Genomic DNA, 21,540 nt, shown 5'->3' on the forward strand with positions numbered 1-21,540 from the left:
GAAGAGGGTTGCAATGCGGGTTACTGTAGGCCGACAATGGCCTACTCAACAGGGGCAAGAAATGTCATTTTGATAAGGACATAGCCGATGGATTTTCTGACCAGACCGTTTTCGTCAGCACCGTCCACGCCACTCCATCAACAGCTTTACCAGCGGATCCGCGATGCCATCGCCTCCGGGCAATTGCGCCCCGGCGAGCGTGTTCCCTCGGTGCGCAGCCTCGCCAGCGAGCTGAATCTGGCACGCGGCACGGTGGAAACGGCCTATCAGAGACTCACCAGCGAAGGTTACCTGTTGCCGCAGGGTCCGGCTGGGACGATCGTCTCCCCCGGCTTAACCAACCTGACGCCGGGTCATCCCCCCGTCACCCCGTCGCCGTCCCGACAGCAACCCGAACCGCCGCCCCCGGCGATTCTGCCGTTCCAGTTGGGATTACCGGCGCTGGATGCCTTTCCACGCAAAACCTGGAACCGACTGACGGGACAATGCCTGCGAACGCTGTCCGGTGAGGCGCTCGCCTACCCTGACCCACAGGGATACCTGCCGTTACGCCGTGCGATTGCCGCCTATCTCGGTGTTTCCCGCGGTATCGCCTGCTCAGAGCATCAGGTTTTTATCACCGCCGGGTATCACTGCTCGCTGGATTTGATCTGTCGATCGCTGTTCACACCCGGTGATCTGGGTTGGTATGAAGACCCCGGCTACCCGCTGGCGCGGCGCTTTCTGCTGCATGCGGGTATGCAACTGGCTCCGGTATCGGTGGATGAAGAGGGGATCGATGTGGCCGCAGGCGAACAATACGCCGGGCATGCCCGCTTCGCCGTTGTCACGCCAACCCATCAAAGCCCGCTTGGCGTCGCGCTCTCGTTGCCGCGGCGTCTGGCGTTGCTGGCGTGGGCGGCTCGCCGAGGGGCGTGGATTATCGAAGATGATTACGACAGTGAATTCCGCTATCACGGTCGGCCACTGCCGGCACTCAAAAGTCTGGATAGTGACGAGCGGGTTATTTACACCGGCACCTTCAGTAAGGTGTTTTTCCCCGGTCTCAGGCTGGCTTATCTGGTGGTGCCACAGGCACAGCTCAGGGTCTTTCGGCAAACAGCCACCCTCCTGCACAGTAACGGGTTTATCCTGCCGCAGGCCACCGCCGCCGATTTTATGGAGCACGGGTATTTTGCCCGACACATCAGAAAAATGCGCACACTCTACGCTGAGCGTCGCCGTTATCTGCAAGACGCACTTACCACGCTTGCCGACCACCGTTTGCAGCTTCACACCAGTGCGGGCGGCATGCACCTGCTGGCCCGCTTGCTGCCGGGCAGCGCGCACGATGTGGATATCGCGGCAGAAGCGGTCAGTGCCGGGTTATCCATTCAGGCACTGAGCCAGTGGCGGCAACAGCCAGGCCACGAGGAAGGATTACTGCTTGGTTTCACCAATCTGGTGAGTGCGCAGCAGGCGCATCAGCTTACGCAACGCCTCTGCGCGTTGCCGTCGTTTCAACGCCTGCCCGCCATCAGGCAACAACCTGACTAGTCCGTTTTCAGACGCGAAATCCGCTGCCCGCTGACAATGGCGGCCAGCGTCGCGAAGGTGCCAGCTGTCATCAACGCCGCATGGGTCCCTAATCCGCCGAACAGGTTAAACATCAGTGCCACCAGCGCCGCGCCGGTGGTCTGCCCCACCAGTCGGGCTGTGCCCAACATACCGCTGGCACCACCGCTGCGATGACGGGGTGCCGCGCTGATGATGGTGTGATTATTCGGCGACTGGAACAGCCCAAACCCAATGCCGCACAACATCATGCGCAGACAGATCTCCAGATAGCCAGGCTTCGCCGGTAACCAGGCCAGAGAAAACAGCCCCAGCGCGAACAGCGCCAGCCCGATGGTACACAAAATCCCAGCGTTAAAACGCTCAATCAAGCGCCCCGCCAGCGGTGCCACCGCCATGATCGCCAACGGCCAGGGTGTCAGCAGCAAACCGGTCTCGATTTCATTCATCCCCAATGCGCTCTGGAAATAGAACGGCAGCGAGACCATCGCCAGCATCTGGGCGCAGAACGAACTGATCGACGTGCCCATCGACAACGCAAACACCGGAATACGCAGCAGATCCACCGGCAGCAGCGGATAAGGCTGGCGTAGCTGACGACGGAAAAAATAGCCGCCGACCAGCAGGGTCAGCAACAATTCGCCCAGCACCAGCCAGCTATTCTGTTGGTGGGCAAAGCCCCCCAACGCCACGAAAAACAGCCCGAAGGTCAGCGCATTCAGTACCGCGCTTGGGGTATCGAAGCGTTGTGTTCTCATGCCATCGTTACGCGGCAGGAAACGCCAGCCCAGTATCATGGCCACCACGCCGAACGGCACATTAATGGCAAATAACCATTGCCACGACGCCACGCCCAGAATCCCGGCGGCGATGGTCGGCCCGGCAGCGGTGGACACCGCCACCACCAGCGAGTTGATCGCCATACCTCGCCCCAGTCGATCTCTGGGGTAGATAAGCCGGATCAACGCCGTGTTGACGCTCATCAACGCAGCTGCCGCCAGCCCTTGCAGAATACGCGCCAGCGTCAGCGTCGCCAGTGAATCGGACATCGCGCAGACAAACGACATCAGCGTAAACAGCACCAACCCCACCAGATACACCCGACGGTAACCGACGATATCGCCCAGCGACGACAGCGACAGCAGCGTCATGGTGACGGCCAGCTGATACGCATTAACGATCCAGATAGAAGAAGCCGGACTGGTGTTGAAATCGCCCGCGATAGTCGGCAACGCTACGTTGACGATCGCGCCATCCAGCACCGCCATGGAAATACCGCATGCAATCGCGAAAATGGCACCGAGACGCGCCGGCATCGGTAATCCGTCAGTAACGGATCCCGAACCCTGAGAAGTGACAACAGCGTTCAAAGTTATACCCGAAGATGAAAAGCGTGGCAGGCACGGCAGGCTATCCGCCGCACGTTTTTTGTACCTGTTACCCTACTGGGTTTGGCTGGCAGGCGCAATTGAAGCACTCGGCAAATCGTGCTCCGTGCTGCTGATGAACCCCATGATTTTTATATCGCCACCTGGCATAGTTAACGCATCAACTAACGTGATGCGTTAACTTACTAGCAAGTGCTGATATGGCCGAAAGAAGACTCTGGACACGAGACGAATTATTGATCGCGTTTACGCTATACGACGTATTGCCATCGGGTAAACAAGACGCCAATAACCATTTGATTAAGTATTATGCGGCCAAAATCGGTAGAACCCCCGCAGCATTGGTTATGAAGTTGGGGAACTTCGCTAGCCTTGATCCTGTAGTGATTAAATCAGGCCGAGCTGGGCTAAGCCAGGTATCCAAAGCCGACAGGGAACTGTGGCAGGAACTGGAGCGTGACCCACAAGCCTTTGAGCAGCAATGCCAACAGGCTGTCACGGCGTTAACCGCGCCGGATGACACCTCGCAGCACGCCCTTGAAGCCGCGCCGCCCGACTACTACGGACACGAACGTATGGCCATCACCACCGTGCGCGTGGGTCAGCAACAGTTTCGCAAACGGGTGTTGAAAGCCTACGACGAACGCTGCTGCATTACCGGGCTGGAAGAACCGATTTTATTGATTGCCAGCCATATTCGGCCATGGAAAGACATCGCCGAGCACCGTTTAGACCCCAGCAACGGCCTGTGCTTGTCCGCGCTGCACGACAAAGCCTTTGACAAAGGGTTGATCGGATTTAACGACCACCTGGAGTTAATGCTCTCGCCACGCCTCAAAATGCTGAGCAGCGAGATAGTACAAAACCAGTTCGAGCAATACGAAGGCAAGCAATTACACTTGCCAACAGACCCACACCATCACCCTAAACTTGAGCACATTCGCCACCACCGCAAACATCTCTTCGGGAAACACGAACAGATGTAATGTATTAGCCTGACTAATTACAGATTAAATCTATTCATTGGCCTTATCGCCGAAAGTTATCCATTATCCCCCTCGAGTACAGGACTGGGCGGCCATGCCGCTCAACCTATTGTTATTATTTGATTTATCTGTGATGAAAGAGAAACCATGCCGTTACCTGTTTTTATTACCGGCTTGATGACCGGAGCCGGTTTGATCGTCGCGATCGGCGCGCAAAACTCCTTTGTGTTACGTCAGGGGATGCGTCGGGAGCATGTATTTTGGGTCAGTACAGTGTGTTTTTTATGCGACCTGGTGCTGATGACGCTCGGCGTGCTGGGCCTGGGGAAAATCATTAACGACAGTAAACCGGCGATCACCATGCTGACGCTCGCCGGGGTGCTGTTTCTGTTGTGGTATGGCTATAACGCGCTGAAAAGCGCCTGGCTTGGCAACCACCAACTGACGGTTACCGCGCCAGCGGATGGTCTGCGCCGACGCACGGTGATCAGCGCCACTCTGGCGGTCAGCCTGCTAAACCCGCATGTCTATCTGGATACGGTGGTGATTATCGGTGGTATTTCTTCCGGCATCGCCCCTGACCTGAAGCCGTTTTATCTGGCCGGGACGGTCAGCGCCTCGTTGATCTGGTTTTATACCATCGGCTACACGGCCGCGGCCTGCTCGCGTTATTTCGCCCGGCCCGTCACCTGGCGCATCATTGACTCACTGATCGGCTGCTACATGATTTTTATGGCGTTTCAGCTATGCCGCTTTCTGTACCAGTGATAACGCGACCCGATGCGCTCGCGTCACCGCGCAGCCACTCGATACGCTTCGTCGGCCAGGCCTGTAGTCGCGCTTGTGCATCCGCATAAAGCGGCATAGCATTGGCCGCCCCTTCCCGCTCCACGCAGACAGCCGCATAGGCACTGGCAAACAGGGCCGCCTCGGCTAAGGTTTCCCCCGCCGCCAGCCGGGCTGCCAGTGCGCCATTAAAGGCATCCCCGGCACCGGTAGTGTCTTTCGGCTGTGCCGGGAAAACCGGAATACGTGCCAGACTATCGCCGGTAGACAAGAGCGCCCCCTGAGTACCCAGCGTAATCATCAGTTTTGCCACCCCTTTATCGTGCAGCACCTCGGCGGCACGTTCGGCGCTCTCCCAGTCACTGACGGCCACACCGGTGAGCTGGGTGGCTTCCGTACTATTGGGGGTGAGCAAATCGACGTGGCGCAAGAACGCGTTGCTGACCTTCTGCCACGGTGCCGGGTTGACGATGACGTAAGTGCCCGCGTCACGTGCGGTATCCATCATCCGCTGGATAGCGTTCAGATTATTTTCCAGTTGCATCAACAGGATGTCAGCCGCCGCCACCGTTGGTCGACAACGGGCGACTTCAGCCGCTGTCACCGTCAGGTTTGCGCCGGGATAGACCGAAATCATGTTTTCGGCGTCATCACCCGCCACGTAAATCAGCGCGTTGCCGGTCGGTTTTTCCTTACAGGTAAACAGGGTGATAGCGTCAAAACCACTGTGCTCCAGATGGCGGCGGGCGTAAGAACCAAAGTCATCCCGCCCGACCTTGCCGATGTAGTGCACCCGTGCGCCTGCCCGCATCGCCGCCATCGCCTGATTCGCCCCTTTACCACCCGGCCCCATCATGCTGTGCTGAGCAATCAACGACTCACCGGGTGCCGGGAAGCGCTGCATATGCGAAACGATATCCAGATTGAACGAGCCAAACACGCACACTTTGCCTTTCATACCGCTTCTCCCGTTGATCTTTCTTCCACGCCATCTTGACGGCGACACGCCACCCGCACGCCGTTATTTCCCGAAATACCGCTCTGCCGCCAGACAGGCACCGCGACACCCGGTGTGATCGGTGGCGGCGCTCACCACCAGTTTCAACCCATGTCGGGTGACCGGTGGACGCAAATGCTGCATGAGCCGTGACCGGAGCTGTTGCAGCGGAAAGTCCGCCATCGACAGTACGCCGCCACCCAAAATCAGGTACTCCGGGTCCAGAATGTTCATTTCCGTCGCAATGGCTTGCGCCAGCCGGTCGATAAAAGCGCACAGATCCGGGTGATCGCGTTGCGCCGAAAACAGCGTGGCAAGCGGGGTCTGTGGGCAATGGGTCTGCGCCCACTGGCTAAGCCAATGGCCGCTGGTGATGGTTTCCACACACCCTGCATTGCCACACGGACAAGCCTGCGGATTATCCGGCCACGGGATGTGCCCCAACTCGCCGGAGCCACCGTGCTGGCCGTGGTAAAACTGGCCGTTGATCCACAGGCTGTTGCCTAAACCGGTGCCAAGATATATCCCGACGGCGTGTTGCGGCAGGCTCTCCAGTTGCAGTAAATCCCACAGCATCAGGTGGTTGACGTCTTTATCCATCGCCACCGGCACGCCGACCCGCTCCGCCAGTTGGCGTGCCACCGGCTGACCATCCAACGCGGGAATAAACGGCAGCGACACGACCTGCTGGCGGTCATGACTGAGGATACCCGGCAACCCCAGCATCACCCCGCCGATGGCACAGCTCGCCGCCGCCAGCACCGGGCGCAACACCTGCGCCAGTGCGCCGAGCGCATCCGGCTCGCGGGCCCAACTGGCGGTCGGCACTTTGTGAAACCCCGACCAGCGCCGCTGTGCATCCATCACCAGCAACCGGGTGCTGGTACCGCCAATATCCACACCCAACCAGCCAGTCATCACACGGACTCGCTTAGCGCGCCCTTCGCCTGCGCGATGTGGCCTTGCATCAGGTCCCACGCCTGCTCCAGTTGCCCATGCAGGCCGAACAAGCCGGAAGACCCGACAATCAGCACCTCAGCGCCCGCCGCCAGCAACGTACCGTACGTTCGCTGGTTGCAGGAGCCGTCCACCTCTATCAGGTACGGGTAGCCATGCCGGGCTTTCAGATCACGCAGTTCCTCGATTTTGCGCACCATTTCAGGAATAAATGGCTGACCGGCATAACCGGGGTCCACCGTCATCACGGTTATCTTATCCAGCAGGTGGATGTAGTGATGGATATACGATACCGGTGTCGCCGGGTTAAGCACCACGCCCACCTTACGATTGAGCGCGCGGATCTGGTTGATGACCCGGAACGCGTCGCGGTTGATGGTTTCGGCGTGCGGGCAGATAACGTCTGCACCGGCTTTCGCTACCGCGTCGATAAAGTCGGTCGGCGACTCCACCATCAGGTGTACGTCGATCGCCACGCGGGTAAACGGCCGGATCTGTTCAATAAAAAACGGCGACAGGGTGATGTTCTTGACGTAGTGCCCGTCCATGATGTCCACGTGCAGAAAATCGGCCCGCGAATCCAGCACCGCCAGTTGCTGCTTAATCTCCATGAGATTCATACACATCAGAGAAGGGGAGAGTTGAGTACGCATCAGACGTCCTTTTTATCGTTTAACGGTGACTGGTGGGCCTGTTGCACACTGCGGCGCACAGCCCGGTAATGGAGGTACTGGTTTTTGAAAAATTTGAGCGACAGCACCACGATGAGTACCGCGCCCCACATCGCCAGGCTGAAATGCTGGCTAATATTCAGCAGGTTGAACCCGGTGGAGAGGATCTGTAATACCACCAGCGCCAGCACCACGCCGGTGACCCGGCCAAAACCGCCGTTAGGGTCGGCACCACCAAGAATGATCGCCAGCACCGTCAGCAGCAGGTAAGAATCGCCGTAGCCGATACGCGCCGAGTTAAAACGCGCCATCATCACCAGCCCGGCCAGTACGCATAACAGGCTGGAGATGACGTACACCAGCACCAGCATGCGGTGGGTGTTGATACCGCTAAACCAGGTGGCATTGATGTTGCTGCCGCCCATGTAAATGCATTTACCGGCACGGGTTTTACCGAGAAACAGCGCCATCACCGCCGCCGCTAGCAAGAACAGGTAGAGCGGCAGCGGTACGCCGAGCAACGTGCCGGAGCCCAGTGTGCGCACCACCTCCGGCATGCCGCTCACCGCCGCGCCGCGCGTCAGCCAGATGCCGGTGCCGTTGACTGTCATCATGGTCGCCAGCGTCACCAGAATCGGGTGCGCGCCCACTTTGGTGACCATCAGCCCGGTAATCACCCCAATCAGCACCGCGATCGCTACCGCGCCCAGCACCCCGATGCCCAGCCACAACAGTTGCAGTGCCGTGCCCGCACCGGGCGGCAAATAACTCAGCAACACCCAGGCGATAAACAGACTGGTGAGGTTGGCGGTGGCAATAATGCACAGATTCAGGCCACCACTCAGGATGGCGACGAACATCGCCAGCGTGAACAGCCCCAATTCTGGCAACTGGAATGCCATGCTCATGAAGGTCGAATCGGTGAGAAAGCGTCCCGGCAGTGCCAGCGTAAAAGCCGCAACCGCGATGGCTATCAACAGCAACAGACCAGGATGTGCACCACCCGCACGACGGACAGCGGCACGTAACCGGGCAACGGTATTGATGGCGGAATACGCCTGTCGTTCAGGTAAAACTGACATCGGTTTCCTTCCGTTTCTTGTAGTGGGTAACGGTTATCGCCAGCATGATCACCGCGCCAATCACGATGTTCATGAAGTAGCTGGAGACGCCAATCAGATTGAGGCCGTTCTTGAGGATGGCTATCAGAAACACGCCCATCAGCGTGCCGGTGACAGTGCCTTTGCCGCCCATCAGGCTGGCACCGCCAAGCACCGTGGCCGCCAGCACGTCCAGTTCGCCACCGACCAGCGCGTTCGGCACCACTTCGCCGACGCGGTAGACCTGTACCAGCCCGCCGACTGCCGCCATCACGCCGAGGTAGCCGTAAGCCAGCAGGTGGATCAACCCAACACGAATGCCGATGCGCCTCGCCGATTCCTGATCGCCGCCCGTGGCGTATAACTGGCGGCCAAGGTGGGTTTTGTTAAGCAGGATCCAGGTGAACAGCGCGATCACCAGCATCAGCGTTAACGGCAGGCCTATCTGGTAGCTCTGGCCGTTAACGGTAAACGGCAACACGCTGCGCAGCGTCACCCACCAGTCAGGCAGGCTGTACAGGCTGTGGCCGTTGGTCAGCCACATCAGCAAGCCAAACAGCAGCGACTGCATACTGATGGTGATGATGATCGACACGATACGCAGCGAGTAGATCAACACCGCGTTGATCATGCCGAGCAGCGCGCCGCACAGCACCGCCAGCCCGATGCTGACCACGGGGTTATCAAGACCGGCATTCACGAACAGCGACGCGATCAGGTATTGCGTTACCGAAGCCACCGCCGCAAACGAAATGTCGATGCCACCGGTCACCAGCACCACGAACAACCCCAGCGCAAAAATACCGGTAACAGCATAGGTATCCGCCAGGTCGAGCAGGTTTTGCCACGTCAGGAACTGATCACTGGCAAGCGAGAAAAACACCACGAAAAACAGCAGCACCCAGGCCAGCCAGCCCTGGCTCGACTGCGGTTTCAACCAGGATACGTCAGGCATTGATCACCTCCGCCAGTTGCTGCTGCGCGATATCGTGCGGCCGGTATTCGGCATGAACCGTGCCATCCTGAAAATGCAGCACCCGGTCGCAGTTGTAGTAGACCTCCGGCACTTCGTCGGAAATCAGGATGATGGAAAGCCCCTCGCGGGCCAGTTGGTGGATCAACTGATAAATGCTGGCTTTGGCCCCCACATCCACCCCAACGGTGGGCGAGTCGAGGATCAGGATCCGCGGCTGGGTCAGCACCCACTTCGCCAGCACGATCTTTTGCTGGTTGCCGCCAGACAACGTGGAGATCGCCTGCTCTGGATCCGCCACCCGCACGCCCAATTGCTGGATCCAGCGCAGGATCACCTTGTTCTTGCGGTACTCGTCGATCAGATGGAAGCGGTTGCGCAGTTGGTCGAGGATGGTCAACACCATGTTGTCCGCCACCGACTGCTGTTGGATTAACCCCAGCGTCAGCCGGTCTTCCGAGACATAGCCAATACCGGATTTGATGGCGTCTTCATGGTGGCGAAAGCGCACCGGTTTGCTATCGAGCCAGATTTTGCCGCTATCAGGCTGGGTCATGCCGAACAGCGACAACGCCAGCTCGGTACGCCCGGATCCCAACAGCCCGCACAACCCCAGCACTTCCCCTTGATGCAAACGGAAGCTGACGTCGTGGTACTGCCCGGCACGGCTCAGTCGCTCGACTTCCAGCAAGATGCGATCCGGATCGCCGGTAGGCGTTTTCAGGTGATAGTCGAGCGTCAGGCCGGTCATCAGCTCGGTCAGCCTGCCGCCGTCCATATCACTGGCAGGCCAGGTACCGACCTTACGGCCATCGCGGATCACCGTCACCCGGTCAGAAATCTCCAGCACCTCATCCAGCCGGTGGCTGACGAACACCACGCAGATGTTTTTGTCTTTCAGGTAGCGCACGGTGCGCAGCAATTGGTTGACTTCGGTGCGGGTCAGCGACGCGGTCGGCTCGTCCATGACAACCAGCCGAGCCTCCGCCACCAGCGCCCGGCAGATCGCCACCTGCTGACGCTGCGCGATAGACAACGTCGACACCGTGGCATCCAGCTTCAGGTCGAACTGCAATTCGCTGATGATCCGCTGTGCGGTTTCCCTCACCCGGCGGGCGCTGTACCAGCCGAACAGCCCGTTCAGGTTGTGCTCGAAGGCGATGTTCTCCGCCACGCTCAGGTTGGGAAACAGCGACAGATCCTGATAAATCACCTGAATGCCGAAATCACGTGCCTGCCGGGCGGTCAGGCGACCAAGAACGTCGCCTTCCCCCAGTTGTATACGGCTGCCACTATCCGGGGCATGCACCCCGGATATCACCTTGATCAACGTACTCTTGCCACAGCCATTGGTGCCGGCCAGACAGTGCACCTCGCCTGCCATCAGCGACAGCGAGATATCGCTCAACGCCCGGTTGCCGCCGAAGGTTTTCGACAGGTTATCCAGCGCAATCAGCGTCTGTGGTTCCGCCGCGTTCATCGCTTACAGCCCCATCTTGACCAGTTTTGGCAGGTTGGCTTTATCCAGGCTCTCGGTGGTGTTACCGAGGATGGTGTGGGTCTGGCTATCCACCTTCACCTTGCCCAGCCCTTCGATAGTCATACCGTCGGTAATGGCTTCTTTCTTCTGGAGCATATCCGCCAGGCGCACAAACACCTCGCCCGCCGTCATCGGGTTCCAGATATAGCCGCCCTTGATAGCACCACGGTTCACCAGCGACTGGCCCTGACCGGGGCTAAATGAACCGAGAACGCAGATCTGGTCAATCTTGTTACGCGCCATAACCGCACGTCCGGCTCCGATCGGCCCCTGCGAACCAAACGCGAGAATGCCTTTCAGATCAGGGTATTTAGACATCAGCTCGTTAGTGGTACGGATGGAATCATCCAGCGATTCACCGACGCCGAACTTATCCGCCACCAGTTGCATCTTCGGATAGTGGGCTTTTTGCCACGCCACAGCGGAATCGACCCAGGCGTTGTGCAACGGCACCGTCAGGCTGCCGACATAGGCGGCGTATTTACCCTCGCCTTTCATGCAGTCCGCCAGCGCTTTCATGTGGTTCTCACCGTGGGTTTTGGCATCCACCAGCTCAAAATCCCAATCAGCGTAATTCTGCCCCGGCGACTCATGCACCAGCACCTTGATGCCCGCTTCCTGTGCACGTTTTAGTACCGGCTCCAGTACTTTCGGGTCATTCGGCACCACGCCGATGACGTCCACCTTCTGGGCGATCAGGTCTTCGATGGCGCGCACCTGCAACGCCGGGTCTGCCGAGGTCGGGCCGACCTGCCAGGCGTCAATACCGCGTTTGGCCGCTTCACTCTTGATGCCAGCTTCCATCGCGTTAAACCACGGAATGCCGCCGATTTTTACCACCACCCCCATGCGCAGCTTGTCAGCGGCGTGGGTGGAAGTCGCAAACAGCGCCAGCAGGGTACAGGCGAGTAACGTTCTTTTCATTATGCTTCTCCGATCGAGTTATTAATTAACTGCATGGCGGACGGCCGTTGTGAACAGTCGATAATATTGACGCCATTCCATGCCAGTTCCTGTTGAAGCGCTTTATCTTTCAAACTATCGGTAATCAGAAAATCCACATCGCGGTAATGACAAATACGCGCAAACGACGGGTGAGAAAATTTACTGGAGTCCATTAATAAATATTTTCTTTCCGACGCCAGCAGCATCTGTTGTTTTAAATGCGCACTATTTTCATTACCCTCACGTAAATAACCGTCATTTCCCAGACTGCTACAGGAAAAGAAAATCTTATTAATGAGAAACTCTTTTAAGGGTTGCTCCGTCACTACACCGCTAAAATCTTCATAGCGATCAGAATATTCTCCGCCCAGACAAATAGTGCGAATATTGCCTTTCGGTGCCAGCGTTTGTACGGTGCGCAGCGAATTGGTTAATACGGTTAATTCAATATCCGGCAATTGCCGTGCTAAAAACCAACAGGTGGTGCTACTGTCGAGCAAAATACAATCGCCGGGGCTAATAAAATCCAGCACACGTTTTGCTATTTGCATTTTCGGCGTCACATTTTCATTCATGCGCTGACGAAATGTAGCTTCCTGCTCGCTGCGTCCAGCACTTATTGTGGGCGTATTTCCCTGACTGCGCGGGACAATAACAGCACCACCGTGACTGCGTAATAACACCCCTTTCTTTTCCAGCAGCGATAAATCTCGCCGGATAGTTTCCTGTGACACCTGGCATAACACCACCAGCTCGGAAACGACGACACGACCATGCACGGTTAATTGCTCGACAATGCGCTGTTGACGCTCAATCGGCAACATGGCGACCTCCTGTGGGTATAAAGGTAATGGATAGCGGGAACACAAAATGTGCCCTGGGCAAAAGACCGGGGGCAGGAAAATGACGGGGCTGCATTCAGTGATCCTGGTGGAAAATAAAAATGAAACTTGCATCACCCATAAAATTAACGGTGATGAATGTCACAAAAAAGCGCCGGTTTACCGGTCACCTGCATGCCTTAACATAAGCACGCTAATAAATGTATCAATAAATTAACATGCCCGAATGTGACCGTTTCTGTGGATTTGACCGGTTTAGATGAAGGGGGAGCGCTACCGCAAACGTTGAAGACGGGGCGATCAGCATGCCCCTGCTGGAAGAAAAACCGCTGAGAAAAACCGCTGAAAAGTGTCGGGGCGATTTCCCCCCGATAGGCTTACCCACGATAGGCCGTCTTAGCCCAGCCTTGCGGCGGAAGGCGAAGCTCGCCCTGCTCGACGGCGGCAAATAAATCCAACCCCAGCAACAGATAATGGTTGTCAGACACCAGGTGGTTTTCCTGCGCCAGCACCGGCAACGCCAGGTCAGCACCCGGCACCCACTCCGGCGTAAACGCCTCTTTAAGCGAAAAGATCTTCTCAATTTGATGGATGTTTTGCCGGGCATTGAAATCACACCGGTAGAGAATATCGAAAAAGGTTTCCCCCTCAATATCTCGGGTAATCACCGACGGCGGTACCGGCATCGACAACCCCAATGCGCTCAGCAATTCAGGCAGATAAGTCAGTGATGCCACTTCCGCATCGGTGTTGGTGTCACGCACCCAGGATTTACGGCGATGCTGTTCTTTTACATGGTATCCTTTCATGGTGTTCTCCCGACAGTAGATGTCTTCACACCATAATTCGGCACGGGAAAATCCCCCCGGCGGCAAATAGGGAAAAACGGGTGGGGAATGGGGAGTTGCAGAGATTCACACATGAATTAACCATGTGAAGCGAAATAAAAATCGGGTCGACAGCGCCTAACCTCAAGCGCTGTCTAAAAATGGCAACCCATCAGGCACAAAGCGCACTCACCTGATAGCAGCAATATATTGATAAAAATCAACAATTTGATTAATCAAAAATACCGCTACCCCCATCAAACACATCGCCAGCCCCACCAATATCTGTATTACGGGCAGCGCCGGTTTCTTTCAATGCCTCCCAGAATTTATCGTCATTTACTAATCTAGTGAGAGGCTCCCATTGCAATCCGATACCAGTCCCTTTCCCACGCTGAAACAAGCCAAACCAGTTAATAGACTCTCCCTCTGCAACCGGTGCCAATACAACAAATGTATTCTCAGACTTTTCATCTGGCGCCCCCATTTTTGCACACCACTCCTTAAGTTTTTCCATTGGTAACAATCCGCCATCTTTACCGTGTAACACTCCTGCATATAAAAAAGTAGGTTTTGGCTTACACTTCAAGAAATAGTTTGAAGTCATATTTTTGCCAGTGAGGTGGTTATTACTCCAGTCGTTATCGACACGGATATTATTTTTCTCATCGACTACAGCAAACGGATCTAACCCCAGCAGAAAGTAGTTTTCTACCTTAAAGACTTTATTATCACTCTTTTCAAACTTGACAGGAAATGCCAGGTCACAGCCTGTTTCCTGCTTTGGTTCAAACGCACAGGGCTGAGAATCGTTTAAGTCCGAAGGTTTCTCTGGAGCGTTGAAATCACACCGATAATGAATATCAAAGTATAGCTCTTTATTAATTTCCCTAGTTATCTCTGGCAATGAAATATCCGGGCAAAAACCCAATACCTCCAGCAACTTCGGCAAATATTTCATTGATACCGCTTCGGCATCGGAATGTTCATCCCTTACCCAAATCTTACCATCAAAATAAACCCCTTTAATGTGCATGTTCATTCTCCCGTATGTGGTGTAGAGATACAGACCATAATCCGATACAGTCAAATACCCTCGGTCGCAAATAGGGAAAAACGGGTGGAAAATGGGGAGTTAGGTGAGCGCCACTACACAGCAAAAAAGACATAAATATTGCGCACATAACAGAATTCCAGTACGCTTCAACTTCTCTGTCGGTGCACCGTACACACAATAGTTACCATAACGGCATAGCCAGTATTCCTGATGATGAAATCCATACGTGAATTGACGATAAAAGATATTACTCATCTCATTTTTTCCATGCGCATGTTGTTCATAATAGCTGTTAATGCTGTCATACTCGCCATCGGATATTATTTACTCTGGTCTGCCGCCATCAGCCAGAATACCATTCTGGTCACAGATTTACCGAAAGAAAGCATCGCATTAAAGGTTGCTCTGGTCGCGGGTATCAGCATTACCTTTATAGTCAATTTTTTTCGCCCAGCTAAAGGGATTATCGAGAAACTCAAACAATGGAGTCTTTTTTTACGTTCAGCGCCGCTTTCGGATTCGCATTAGCGATTAATATGTTTGAAGTGTATATCTATCTCTACCCGGAAAAAGTCATTGATTACGTCACCGACTATAAGGTTACTTTCCCCGGTCCATCTAATGGTAAACACCGCTGTGAAGCTGGCCTTTGGATAAAAGAGCAATATACCGGGCGCTGGCTGGAATTGTGCTCATCAAAAGAACAACTCAAACTCGGTGAAAACCGCAGGCAGGGAATGGATGGCATGTATGTTGTCGCGCAAGTTAATCGCTACGGCAGCCATATTCAACATTATGAATTCGCATTTAAGTAACCGATGTTGACTATCCGTTGTTGCTTCAAAATTATTACGGCATGCTTATTTTTTCGCTATTTTTAGTATAACCATTTCTCAGATAATAGGATTGCGGATAACATGGCACCATGCTATCCGGTATGTATATCCGTCATACTTCAAGTCGCAGGTGTGTTGGCTACGCTCGCTCACCCGGATCACTCACCTGAGTAAGCTCATCGGGATTCACTCGCTTACCGCCTTCCTGCAACTTGAATTATTTAGGGTATATACTCTATTTTTCTTTACTCTGAGTGGGATGATACGTTGACTGTAATTCCAACATCGATTCATCAAAAGCGCCTGCGCCATTAACCACTCGGCCCTTCCCTACCGTTAAATTTCTGGCCGTTCCGTATCCTTTGAGGAGTCCGCCTCGGTTATCTGGATTGGGTTCACGCCAACTTCCCCCGGCTAAGAGATGGCAACTATCAACGGTGATCTGTCCAAGAATTTGGCTCCCGGATTCAAGCCGACAAGCACCGAATATTGATGCACCGCCCAAATAACGGCCATCGTTACCAATTTCTATCATCGCCCCCGCTCGGTTCGCCTTAATCGTTACCCCACCTTCACCAAACTGATTTTCAGAACCAACGCAGACTGAACCCGCAGATGCCTCAATAACGGTATTACTGTAAAAAATATTATTGTTGCTGACCTTCAGAATATGCCCACTCGGTGCAGAAAGAATGATATTCGAATAAAAGATATTACCCGTGCCAATCTCTGCATGCTTTGATATCAGAACAGAGAAGGGATCATAAATTACATTACCTTTCTCACACAATTCCACAAGCTGGTCTATGGTTAAAAAGCCATTCTGCAAGCGGATTCTGTCGAACATATCAAGATGACTCATACCATTCCCTTTTCGCATTCAAAGAAGAACATAAATAAGGACACACCATCATTAAAAATGATGGAAATTAATAACCATTTAAATCCACCTCTCTCTAATAACAAAAAAGCAACAGAAGTGGAAGATAAAATCACGACATAAATTGCGGATAAAAATAAAATTAATTAAAAATTCATCATAAATTAATCCTTGTGAAATAAAATGAATAATATGTTTTTACGTGAACCTTCACTTTGCGTTTCATCTTCTGTCATAAGGCCAGCAACCGCTTTCGGTCGCATGACCCGCAGGTTTTGCGAGCGCGATTCCAAAACGTGCCGCAACTCCACTGTAAATCCATCCAGCCTCTTTTACCCGATTAGCGGCTGGCATAGAGTGTCTGTGCTGCGGCAACATCCGCAGCCGGGCGTGGAACCCCGAATATCTGGAACTGGAAAACACTTTGTTTTTTCAGGGGCTGCGTGCACACTCTTTATCCGTGGCTCAGGCAGGGCAACCGCAAGGTTGGCCGGTCGCTAGATCCGGTGTTCCAACCCTGTCTGGGCCACAACTTTAGCTTGGAACCTGAAGGTGTGGCGACATAAACATCTAGCAATGGAAGACTTAATCATGACGGACAACCACATCACTCCCACTGACAGTAGTATCACCCTTTTCCGCGAGCTGATCGCCAGCCTGCCGCTCCATCAGCTTGATGAGGCCCAGCTTTGTGACCTTGGCGCTATCGCTGCGGAATCCGTTTCCGGGTTGTGCCACGGGCTGAGTGAACTTGGCGACCGGCTGCAAGACGGGGCTGACATCAGCCCCGAACAGCGTTACCAGTTGGGTGCCAGCCTGAATGCCGCCGCGCACCTGATCCCGGCACTGCTGGAAATCTGTGAACAGGCGGAACGCCACGCCCACGCGGTGCCGCTGGCAAAAGAACCGGTCCCGCTCTACGCGGTGTAACGGCATGTCACGCGTAACGTTGCAGCGCGTCTGCTGCCCTGCGTGATGTAACGGCTCTGGCATCCAACAAGCGCCATGCCGGGCCGTTTACCTTAATCGCTTACTCTGATACAGCGGTGCATCGGAACATCACCGCTGTTATTGGCAGGGCACATAACGGGTTGCGAGCTGTTGTTTGGGGTTATCAGGCGGCCATTCAAGCCATATCCCCATCAAACTTACCGGCGTGGTAATCCGCTATCGCTTGCTGGATCTCTTCACGCGTGTTCATCACGAACGGCCCGTAAGAGACGACAGGTTCCTCTATCGGCTCCGCATACCCAAACAGCAGCACCGCCTCTTCTGTCGCGTTGATGGCAACGGCGTCACCATCATCATGCATTTCCACCAAATTCCACGGTGAAACCGGGGTTCCGGCGATGTTCACCGCACCGCGCACCACGTATAAGAACACGTTGTTTCCCTGTGGTGCAGGTAACACGACCTCCGCCCCCGCATTCAAGTGCACCACCGACATAAACACCCCCGTCAGCGAGGGGATAGGGCCGGTCACCCCGGCATACACCCCGGAAATCAACTGCATATCCCCCTGCCCTGATGCCAGCGGCACACGGGGAATATCATCCCGTTGCAGCCCGATATAACGGGGTGAGGTCATTTTCAGGCGAGCGGGCAAATTCACCCACAGTTGCAGGATCTCCATCGCTCCGCCCTGACGTTTGAAGTCATCCGGCGACAGTTCAGAGTGAACCAGCCCGGAACCTGCCGTCATCCACTGCACGCCACCCGCGTTGATAATGCTTTCATGCCCACCGCTGTCACGGTGCGCCAGGCACCCTTCCAGAATAAAGGTGACGGTTTCAAACCCACGGTGAGGATGTGGCCCGAACGGTAACCCCTGGTTATTGGGGGAATACACTTGTGGGCCGTGGTGATTCAAAAACAAAAAAGGATCCACCTGCGGTACGCCCGGGCCGGGCACCGGACGGCGGGTTATCAGGTCGGCGATGTCATCCCGATAGGCCGCATGACAGGCTGAGACAGTACGCATAATTTCCTCTCTACATTGATTCGATAATGGCAACGCTCCCCAGTGGGCCGCAACATGGCAGGGTGAGCGACAACACCGCACCGGGTAACCTTACCTGAAATCACATTTTTGTGCTGTGGACGCCTTTTTTAACCATCCGCAGAGGTTAGCGTTTAGGGCGTAACCCCCTTCCCACTCTACCGAGTCAGACCGAGGCGTTGATGCTGGAGAATGTCATCATCCGATAATCAGCCTACCGGCCATTGCAGGCTCGGCTGATTATCGCAGTGCTAATAGGTAATATTATGTCTATAACGACGCCATTAACTACTCCGTTTACTGATAGCTATGACAGCGCTTTTCTTCTGGACACCATGATGGGGCCAAATGCCATGCGCATTACGGAAGAAATGGCCGCACAGCTCCCCATCACGCCTGGCTCTGTTTGCCATTACAGCCCCTGATTTTTCAGCCGGTTATTCACTCGGCCATCACCGCCTGATCACGCCCCTGACGCTTTGCCTGATACAGCGCCTTGTCGGCGCGTTGTACCAGATGGTCGATGCTTTCACCGGGATTAGATTCCGCAACACCGCAACTGATGGTCAGGTTAATCACCTGATGGCGATGCGACACCAGCGCAAAGTGAACGGCCTGACGAATCTTCTCGGCGACGCGATGAGCCTGATGCAGCGAACAATCGCCCAGCAGCAGCACGAACTCTTCGCCCCCCCAGCGGCAGGCGGAATCTGTTTTACGAATCGCCCGCTGGATCAATCGTGCAGTTCTCACCAACACCCGATCACCGATGTGATGCCCGTACTGATCGTTGATTTTCTTAAAAAAATCTAGGTCGATCAGAATGATCGAGAACGTACGTTGCTGCGCCGATTGTTTCATCCGCAGGGTCCGAAAAATGTATTCGAACGCTTGTCGGTTCATCAGGCCGGTCAGTTTATCGGTGGTGGCCATCAGCTCAAGCCGCCGCTGGTATGTCCCAATAGTCAGCCAGATCAGCAACAACATGGCGATGCTGGCCGTAATACTGATGCCGGTATTTTTCAGCAACATGAGCCACAACTGCCTGTCGTGCGGCCCGCTGTTCTGCTCCACCATCAACTTCCAGCCGAACTCCGGAATCACGCGGGTATTCAAAAAGATATTTTCGCCATTCAACGAGTAGCGATAGCTGCCGCCGGGCGAGGTCAGCACCTGAGTTGCCAGCGACTGCAACCCTAGCTGTTGGTGAATATTCGATGCACGATGAAACGCCTGACCGTGCAACATCACATCGCCGTTTTCATCAATAAGGTAGATGGTGCGGTTATAGCGCTGTTCGTAGGTTTCAATCAGTTGGGTAACCCGCTGCACCGGCAAACCCACGCCAGTCACCCCAATAAAGTTACCGCTATAATCGAATACCTTATAATTGATAAAAATATCCATCCGGGTGCGATTTTCCGGATCGACACCGATCTCAATATCGTAAGGGTCGCCATCCTTTTCATCCCTGATATCAAAAAACCACTTATCTTCAGGAGAGGTTTCTAAAAGCGTATGACTTATCTTCTCCGGGTCGTAATAGCGGTGGGTATTATTGGAAACGAAAAAGGACACCACCGTATTAAAACGCCGATCGATCTCCCGAAGATAGCGAGTCATCGCCTGCGGATCCGTTTCATTGGACAGCACCCAGTCTTTCACGAAGGTGTCGTGCGCCATCAGCGATGAAATAAAAATGGGATTAAGCAGGTCGCGCTGAATTTCGGAATAGACATTGTCGCTGGTCAGCGGCAGCGAGCTTTCTGAAATTTCATCGAACAGCGAATGGCGCGCCACCTGATAACTGCTCCAGCTGATCACCAAAAATGCACTCAGCAACATGCAGGAAAACAGGATCGCCGCCCGTTTTTTGTTCATCCAATAGGTCTGGGAAGTGTGAGAAGGAGACAACACGGTTCCTCTGGCTAACGCCCGCCGGCCCATCGCCGGAAGCTACGAATACAAAATGCCGACATGGTAATGAAGTTAGTCCATAACACAAACCACTGCATGCTCTCTGCGGGGATTTTTGGTGGGGTTGGCCAGATTGCTTCGCGGCAGACATTCTTGACGGTACCGGTATTTTAGCGCTGTATTCTTCCTAGAATTTTGGCACATGTTGCATACTCATGGTGCATCCTTAGTTTTTGGATTGGCTTGCCACTGTAATAGCTCAGTGATATCTCGCTCACCCTCAGCTTCTTTTAAACGACGCTGTTGCTCGGCGAACTGTTCATATTCAGCCTGAGCCTTATCATCCGCCATTTTCTTGCTGATCGTACCAGCACCTTTTAATACATCACGATCGTTGAATTGCAGGAATTGATCTAATTTTTCCTGCCAGTCGCGTAAAAATATCTGCTGACGACGTCTGGCCTGATCCTCAGCAAAATCCAACCACATATTGACCACGCGGTTCAGTTCATCAACTTCGCTTTGACTGAGATAATTTTTGGCGACGGTGACATCCCCTTTACGCACTTCGTCACCCTTGAAGCTGGTCAACCCCATATGCGGAAGACTGGCATCGGCGCGTTGGTGAATAAGTTCAGCCGCCGTTTTCCCGGTGCAAGCAAAATGCAGTTTATTCTGGATAGTCTGGAAAAAGAGCGTGGTCTCTTTCAGTGAGGGCTGATAATCCGCTGCAAGAGCAAAGATTTCCCGTACCCGTAAATAGACGCGCCGTTCGCTGGCACGAATATCACGGATGCGCTCCAGCATCTCACCAAAGTAATCGGGCACCACTGAGGGGCCGACCGGTGGATTTTTCAGCCGCTCATCATCCATCACAAAGCCTTTAATCAGGTATTCCTGCAAGGTTTGCGTGGCCCATTGACGGAACTGGATGCCTCGGGGTGAACGGACGCGGTAACCGACGGCCAGTACCAATGACAGATTAAAGTATTGAACCTGATAATTTTTTCCATCGCTGGCAGTTGTTCGGTAAAACCGAACAACTGAATTTGCATCCAATTCACCGTCTTCAAAGATGTTTTTGATATGCTCGCTGATGGTCGCTTTGGCTTTACCATATAGCTCACCAATCATCGCTTGCGATAGCCATAACGTATCGCTTTCGAAACGGCACTCAATACGTATTTTGCCATCCTGACTGGTAAACATGATGAATTCACCGACTGGGGCCTGAGGTAAGTGTTTATCTGTCATGGTGCCTCCGTTTTATGGTCCATAAGCCGAA

Annotated in this window: 22 protein-coding genes; 7 read left to right on the top strand and 15 right to left on the bottom strand. The window is 54.3% G+C overall.

Annotation, left to right across the window (positions count from 1 at the left end):
* Nucleotides 1-87: 87 nt before the first annotated feature.
* Nucleotides 88-1,536: a MocR-like pyridoxine biosynthesis transcription factor PdxR gene (gene pdxR, locus FAZ14_RS12745; protein WP_153508646.1), complete on the top strand. Its 1,449-nt coding sequence runs from the start codon at nucleotides 88-90 to the stop codon at nucleotides 1,534-1,536.
* On the opposite strand, the gene FAZ14_RS12750 is transcribed toward pdxR, so the two are convergent.
* A complete protein-coding gene (locus FAZ14_RS12750; RefSeq protein ID WP_038925039.1) occupies nucleotides 1,533-2,924 on the bottom strand; it encodes an MFS transporter in 1,392 nt (463 codons plus the stop codon). The two genes, pdxR and FAZ14_RS12750, sit on opposite strands and share 4 nt — an antisense overlap.
* A gap of 218 nt (nucleotides 2,925-3,142) precedes the next feature.
* Between FAZ14_RS12750 and FAZ14_RS12755 the strand changes: the two genes are divergently transcribed.
* Nucleotides 3,143-3,928 (top strand): HNH endonuclease, encoded by a 786-nt coding sequence (locus FAZ14_RS12755; protein ID WP_153508647.1) that lies wholly within the window; start codon nucleotides 3,143-3,145, stop codon nucleotides 3,926-3,928.
* 147 nt (nucleotides 3,929-4,075) lie between these two features.
* Complete coding sequence (locus tag FAZ14_RS12760) at nucleotides 4,076-4,696, top strand: LysE/ArgO family amino acid transporter (protein WP_153508648.1); 621 nt, start codon at nucleotides 4,076-4,078, stop codon at nucleotides 4,694-4,696.
* Here FAZ14_RS12760 and FAZ14_RS12765 read toward each other — a convergent pair.
* The 10 genes from FAZ14_RS12765 to FAZ14_RS12810 form a co-directional block, all read right to left on the bottom strand.
* Nucleotides 4,659-5,672, bottom strand: coding sequence for a ribokinase (locus FAZ14_RS12765; RefSeq protein WP_153508649.1), 1,014 nt, complete (start codon nucleotides 5,670-5,672; stop codon nucleotides 4,659-4,661). The genes FAZ14_RS12760 and FAZ14_RS12765 overlap by 38 nt on opposite strands.
* Nucleotides 5,673-5,735: 63 nt before the next feature.
* Entirely contained in the window at nucleotides 5,736-6,632 is an 897-nt protein-coding gene (alsK, locus tag FAZ14_RS12770) for an allose kinase (RefSeq protein ID WP_153508650.1), read from the bottom strand.
* Complete coding sequence (gene alsE / locus FAZ14_RS12775; protein WP_016943264.1) at nucleotides 6,629-7,321, bottom strand: D-allulose 6-phosphate 3-epimerase; 693 nt, start codon at nucleotides 7,319-7,321, stop codon at nucleotides 6,629-6,631. The genes alsK and alsE overlap by 4 nt, the downstream gene beginning before the upstream one ends.
* Nucleotides 7,321-8,421 (bottom strand): ABC transporter permease, encoded by a 1,101-nt coding sequence (locus FAZ14_RS12780; RefSeq protein WP_235914529.1) that lies wholly within the window; start codon nucleotides 8,419-8,421, stop codon nucleotides 7,321-7,323. The genes alsE and FAZ14_RS12780 overlap by 1 nt, the downstream gene beginning before the upstream one ends.
* The gene (locus FAZ14_RS12785; protein WP_038925042.1) at nucleotides 8,405-9,394 is read right to left on the bottom strand and encodes an ABC transporter permease; all 990 of its coding nucleotides are present in this window, start codon (nucleotides 9,392-9,394) and stop codon (nucleotides 8,405-8,407) included. The genes FAZ14_RS12780 and FAZ14_RS12785 overlap by 17 nt, the downstream gene beginning before the upstream one ends.
* Nucleotides 9,387-10,892 (bottom strand): sugar ABC transporter ATP-binding protein, encoded by a 1,506-nt coding sequence (locus FAZ14_RS12790; RefSeq protein ID WP_153508651.1) that lies wholly within the window; start codon nucleotides 10,890-10,892, stop codon nucleotides 9,387-9,389. The genes FAZ14_RS12785 and FAZ14_RS12790 overlap by 8 nt, the downstream gene beginning before the upstream one ends.
* Before the next feature lie 3 nt (nucleotides 10,893-10,895).
* The gene (locus FAZ14_RS12795) at nucleotides 10,896-11,876 is read right to left on the bottom strand and encodes a substrate-binding domain-containing protein (RefSeq protein ID WP_153508652.1); all 981 of its coding nucleotides are present in this window, start codon (nucleotides 11,874-11,876) and stop codon (nucleotides 10,896-10,898) included.
* Entirely contained in the window at nucleotides 11,876-12,721 is an 846-nt protein-coding gene (locus tag FAZ14_RS12800; protein ID WP_016943269.1) for a DeoR/GlpR family DNA-binding transcription regulator, read from the bottom strand. The genes FAZ14_RS12795 and FAZ14_RS12800 overlap by 1 nt, the downstream gene beginning before the upstream one ends.
* Before the next feature lie 395 nt (nucleotides 12,722-13,116).
* Nucleotides 13,117-13,548 (bottom strand): hypothetical protein, encoded by a 432-nt coding sequence (locus FAZ14_RS12805; RefSeq protein ID WP_016943270.1) that lies wholly within the window; start codon nucleotides 13,546-13,548, stop codon nucleotides 13,117-13,119.
* A gap of 250 nt (nucleotides 13,549-13,798) precedes the next feature.
* Entirely contained in the window at nucleotides 13,799-14,602 is an 804-nt protein-coding gene (locus FAZ14_RS12810) for a hypothetical protein (protein WP_153508653.1), read from the bottom strand.
* A 231-nt stretch (nucleotides 14,603-14,833) separates the two neighbouring features.
* On the opposite strand from FAZ14_RS12810, the gene FAZ14_RS12815 reads away from it, so the two are divergent.
* Together FAZ14_RS12815 and FAZ14_RS12820 are read left to right on the top strand one after the other, a co-directional pair.
* A complete protein-coding gene (locus FAZ14_RS12815; protein WP_016943272.1) occupies nucleotides 14,834-15,151 on the top strand; it encodes a hypothetical protein in 318 nt (105 codons plus the stop codon).
* Nucleotides 15,106-15,438: a hypothetical protein gene (locus tag FAZ14_RS12820; protein ID WP_020477069.1), complete on the top strand. Its 333-nt coding sequence runs from the start codon at nucleotides 15,106-15,108 to the stop codon at nucleotides 15,436-15,438. The genes FAZ14_RS12815 and FAZ14_RS12820 overlap by 46 nt, the downstream gene beginning before the upstream one ends.
* A 256-nt stretch (nucleotides 15,439-15,694) precedes the next feature.
* Here FAZ14_RS12820 and FAZ14_RS12825 read toward each other — a convergent pair whose 3' ends face one another.
* A complete protein-coding gene (locus tag FAZ14_RS12825; protein ID WP_020477070.1) occupies nucleotides 15,695-16,321 on the bottom strand; it encodes a hypothetical protein in 627 nt (208 codons plus the stop codon).
* A gap of 609 nt (nucleotides 16,322-16,930) precedes the next feature.
* Here FAZ14_RS12825 and FAZ14_RS12830 point away from each other — a divergent pair.
* Nucleotides 16,931-17,269 carry a hypothetical protein gene (locus FAZ14_RS12830; RefSeq protein ID WP_029456566.1) on the top strand — a complete coding sequence of 113 codons (339 nt, stop codon included), beginning with the start codon at nucleotides 16,931-16,933 and terminating at the stop codon, nucleotides 17,267-17,269.
* A 196-nt stretch (nucleotides 17,270-17,465) separates the two neighbouring features.
* On the opposite strand, the gene FAZ14_RS12835 is transcribed toward FAZ14_RS12830, so the two are convergent.
* Entirely contained in the window at nucleotides 17,466-18,320 is an 855-nt protein-coding gene (locus FAZ14_RS12835) for a pirin family protein (protein ID WP_016943277.1), read from the bottom strand.
* Nucleotides 18,321-18,604: 284 nt separating this feature from the next.
* Between FAZ14_RS12835 and FAZ14_RS12840 the strand changes: the two genes are divergently transcribed.
* Entirely contained in the window at nucleotides 18,605-18,763 is a 159-nt protein-coding gene (locus FAZ14_RS12840) for a hypothetical protein (RefSeq protein WP_235914531.1), read from the top strand.
* Between the two features lie 16 nt (nucleotides 18,764-18,779).
* Here the strand turns inward: FAZ14_RS12840 and FAZ14_RS12845 are convergent, their stop codons facing one another.
* A complete protein-coding gene (locus tag FAZ14_RS12845; RefSeq protein WP_016943278.1) occupies nucleotides 18,780-20,219 on the bottom strand; it encodes a sensor domain-containing diguanylate cyclase in 1,440 nt (479 codons plus the stop codon).
* A gap of 249 nt (nucleotides 20,220-20,468) precedes the next feature.
* Nucleotides 20,469-21,509: a virulence RhuM family protein gene (locus FAZ14_RS12850; RefSeq protein WP_153508654.1), complete on the bottom strand. Its 1,041-nt coding sequence runs from the start codon at nucleotides 21,507-21,509 to the stop codon at nucleotides 20,469-20,471.
* Nucleotides 21,510-21,540: the final 31 nt, after the last annotated feature.

Source organism: Dickeya oryzae (assembly GCF_009372235.1).
Taxonomy (GTDB): Bacteria; Pseudomonadota; Gammaproteobacteria; order Enterobacterales; family Enterobacteriaceae; genus Dickeya; species Dickeya oryzae.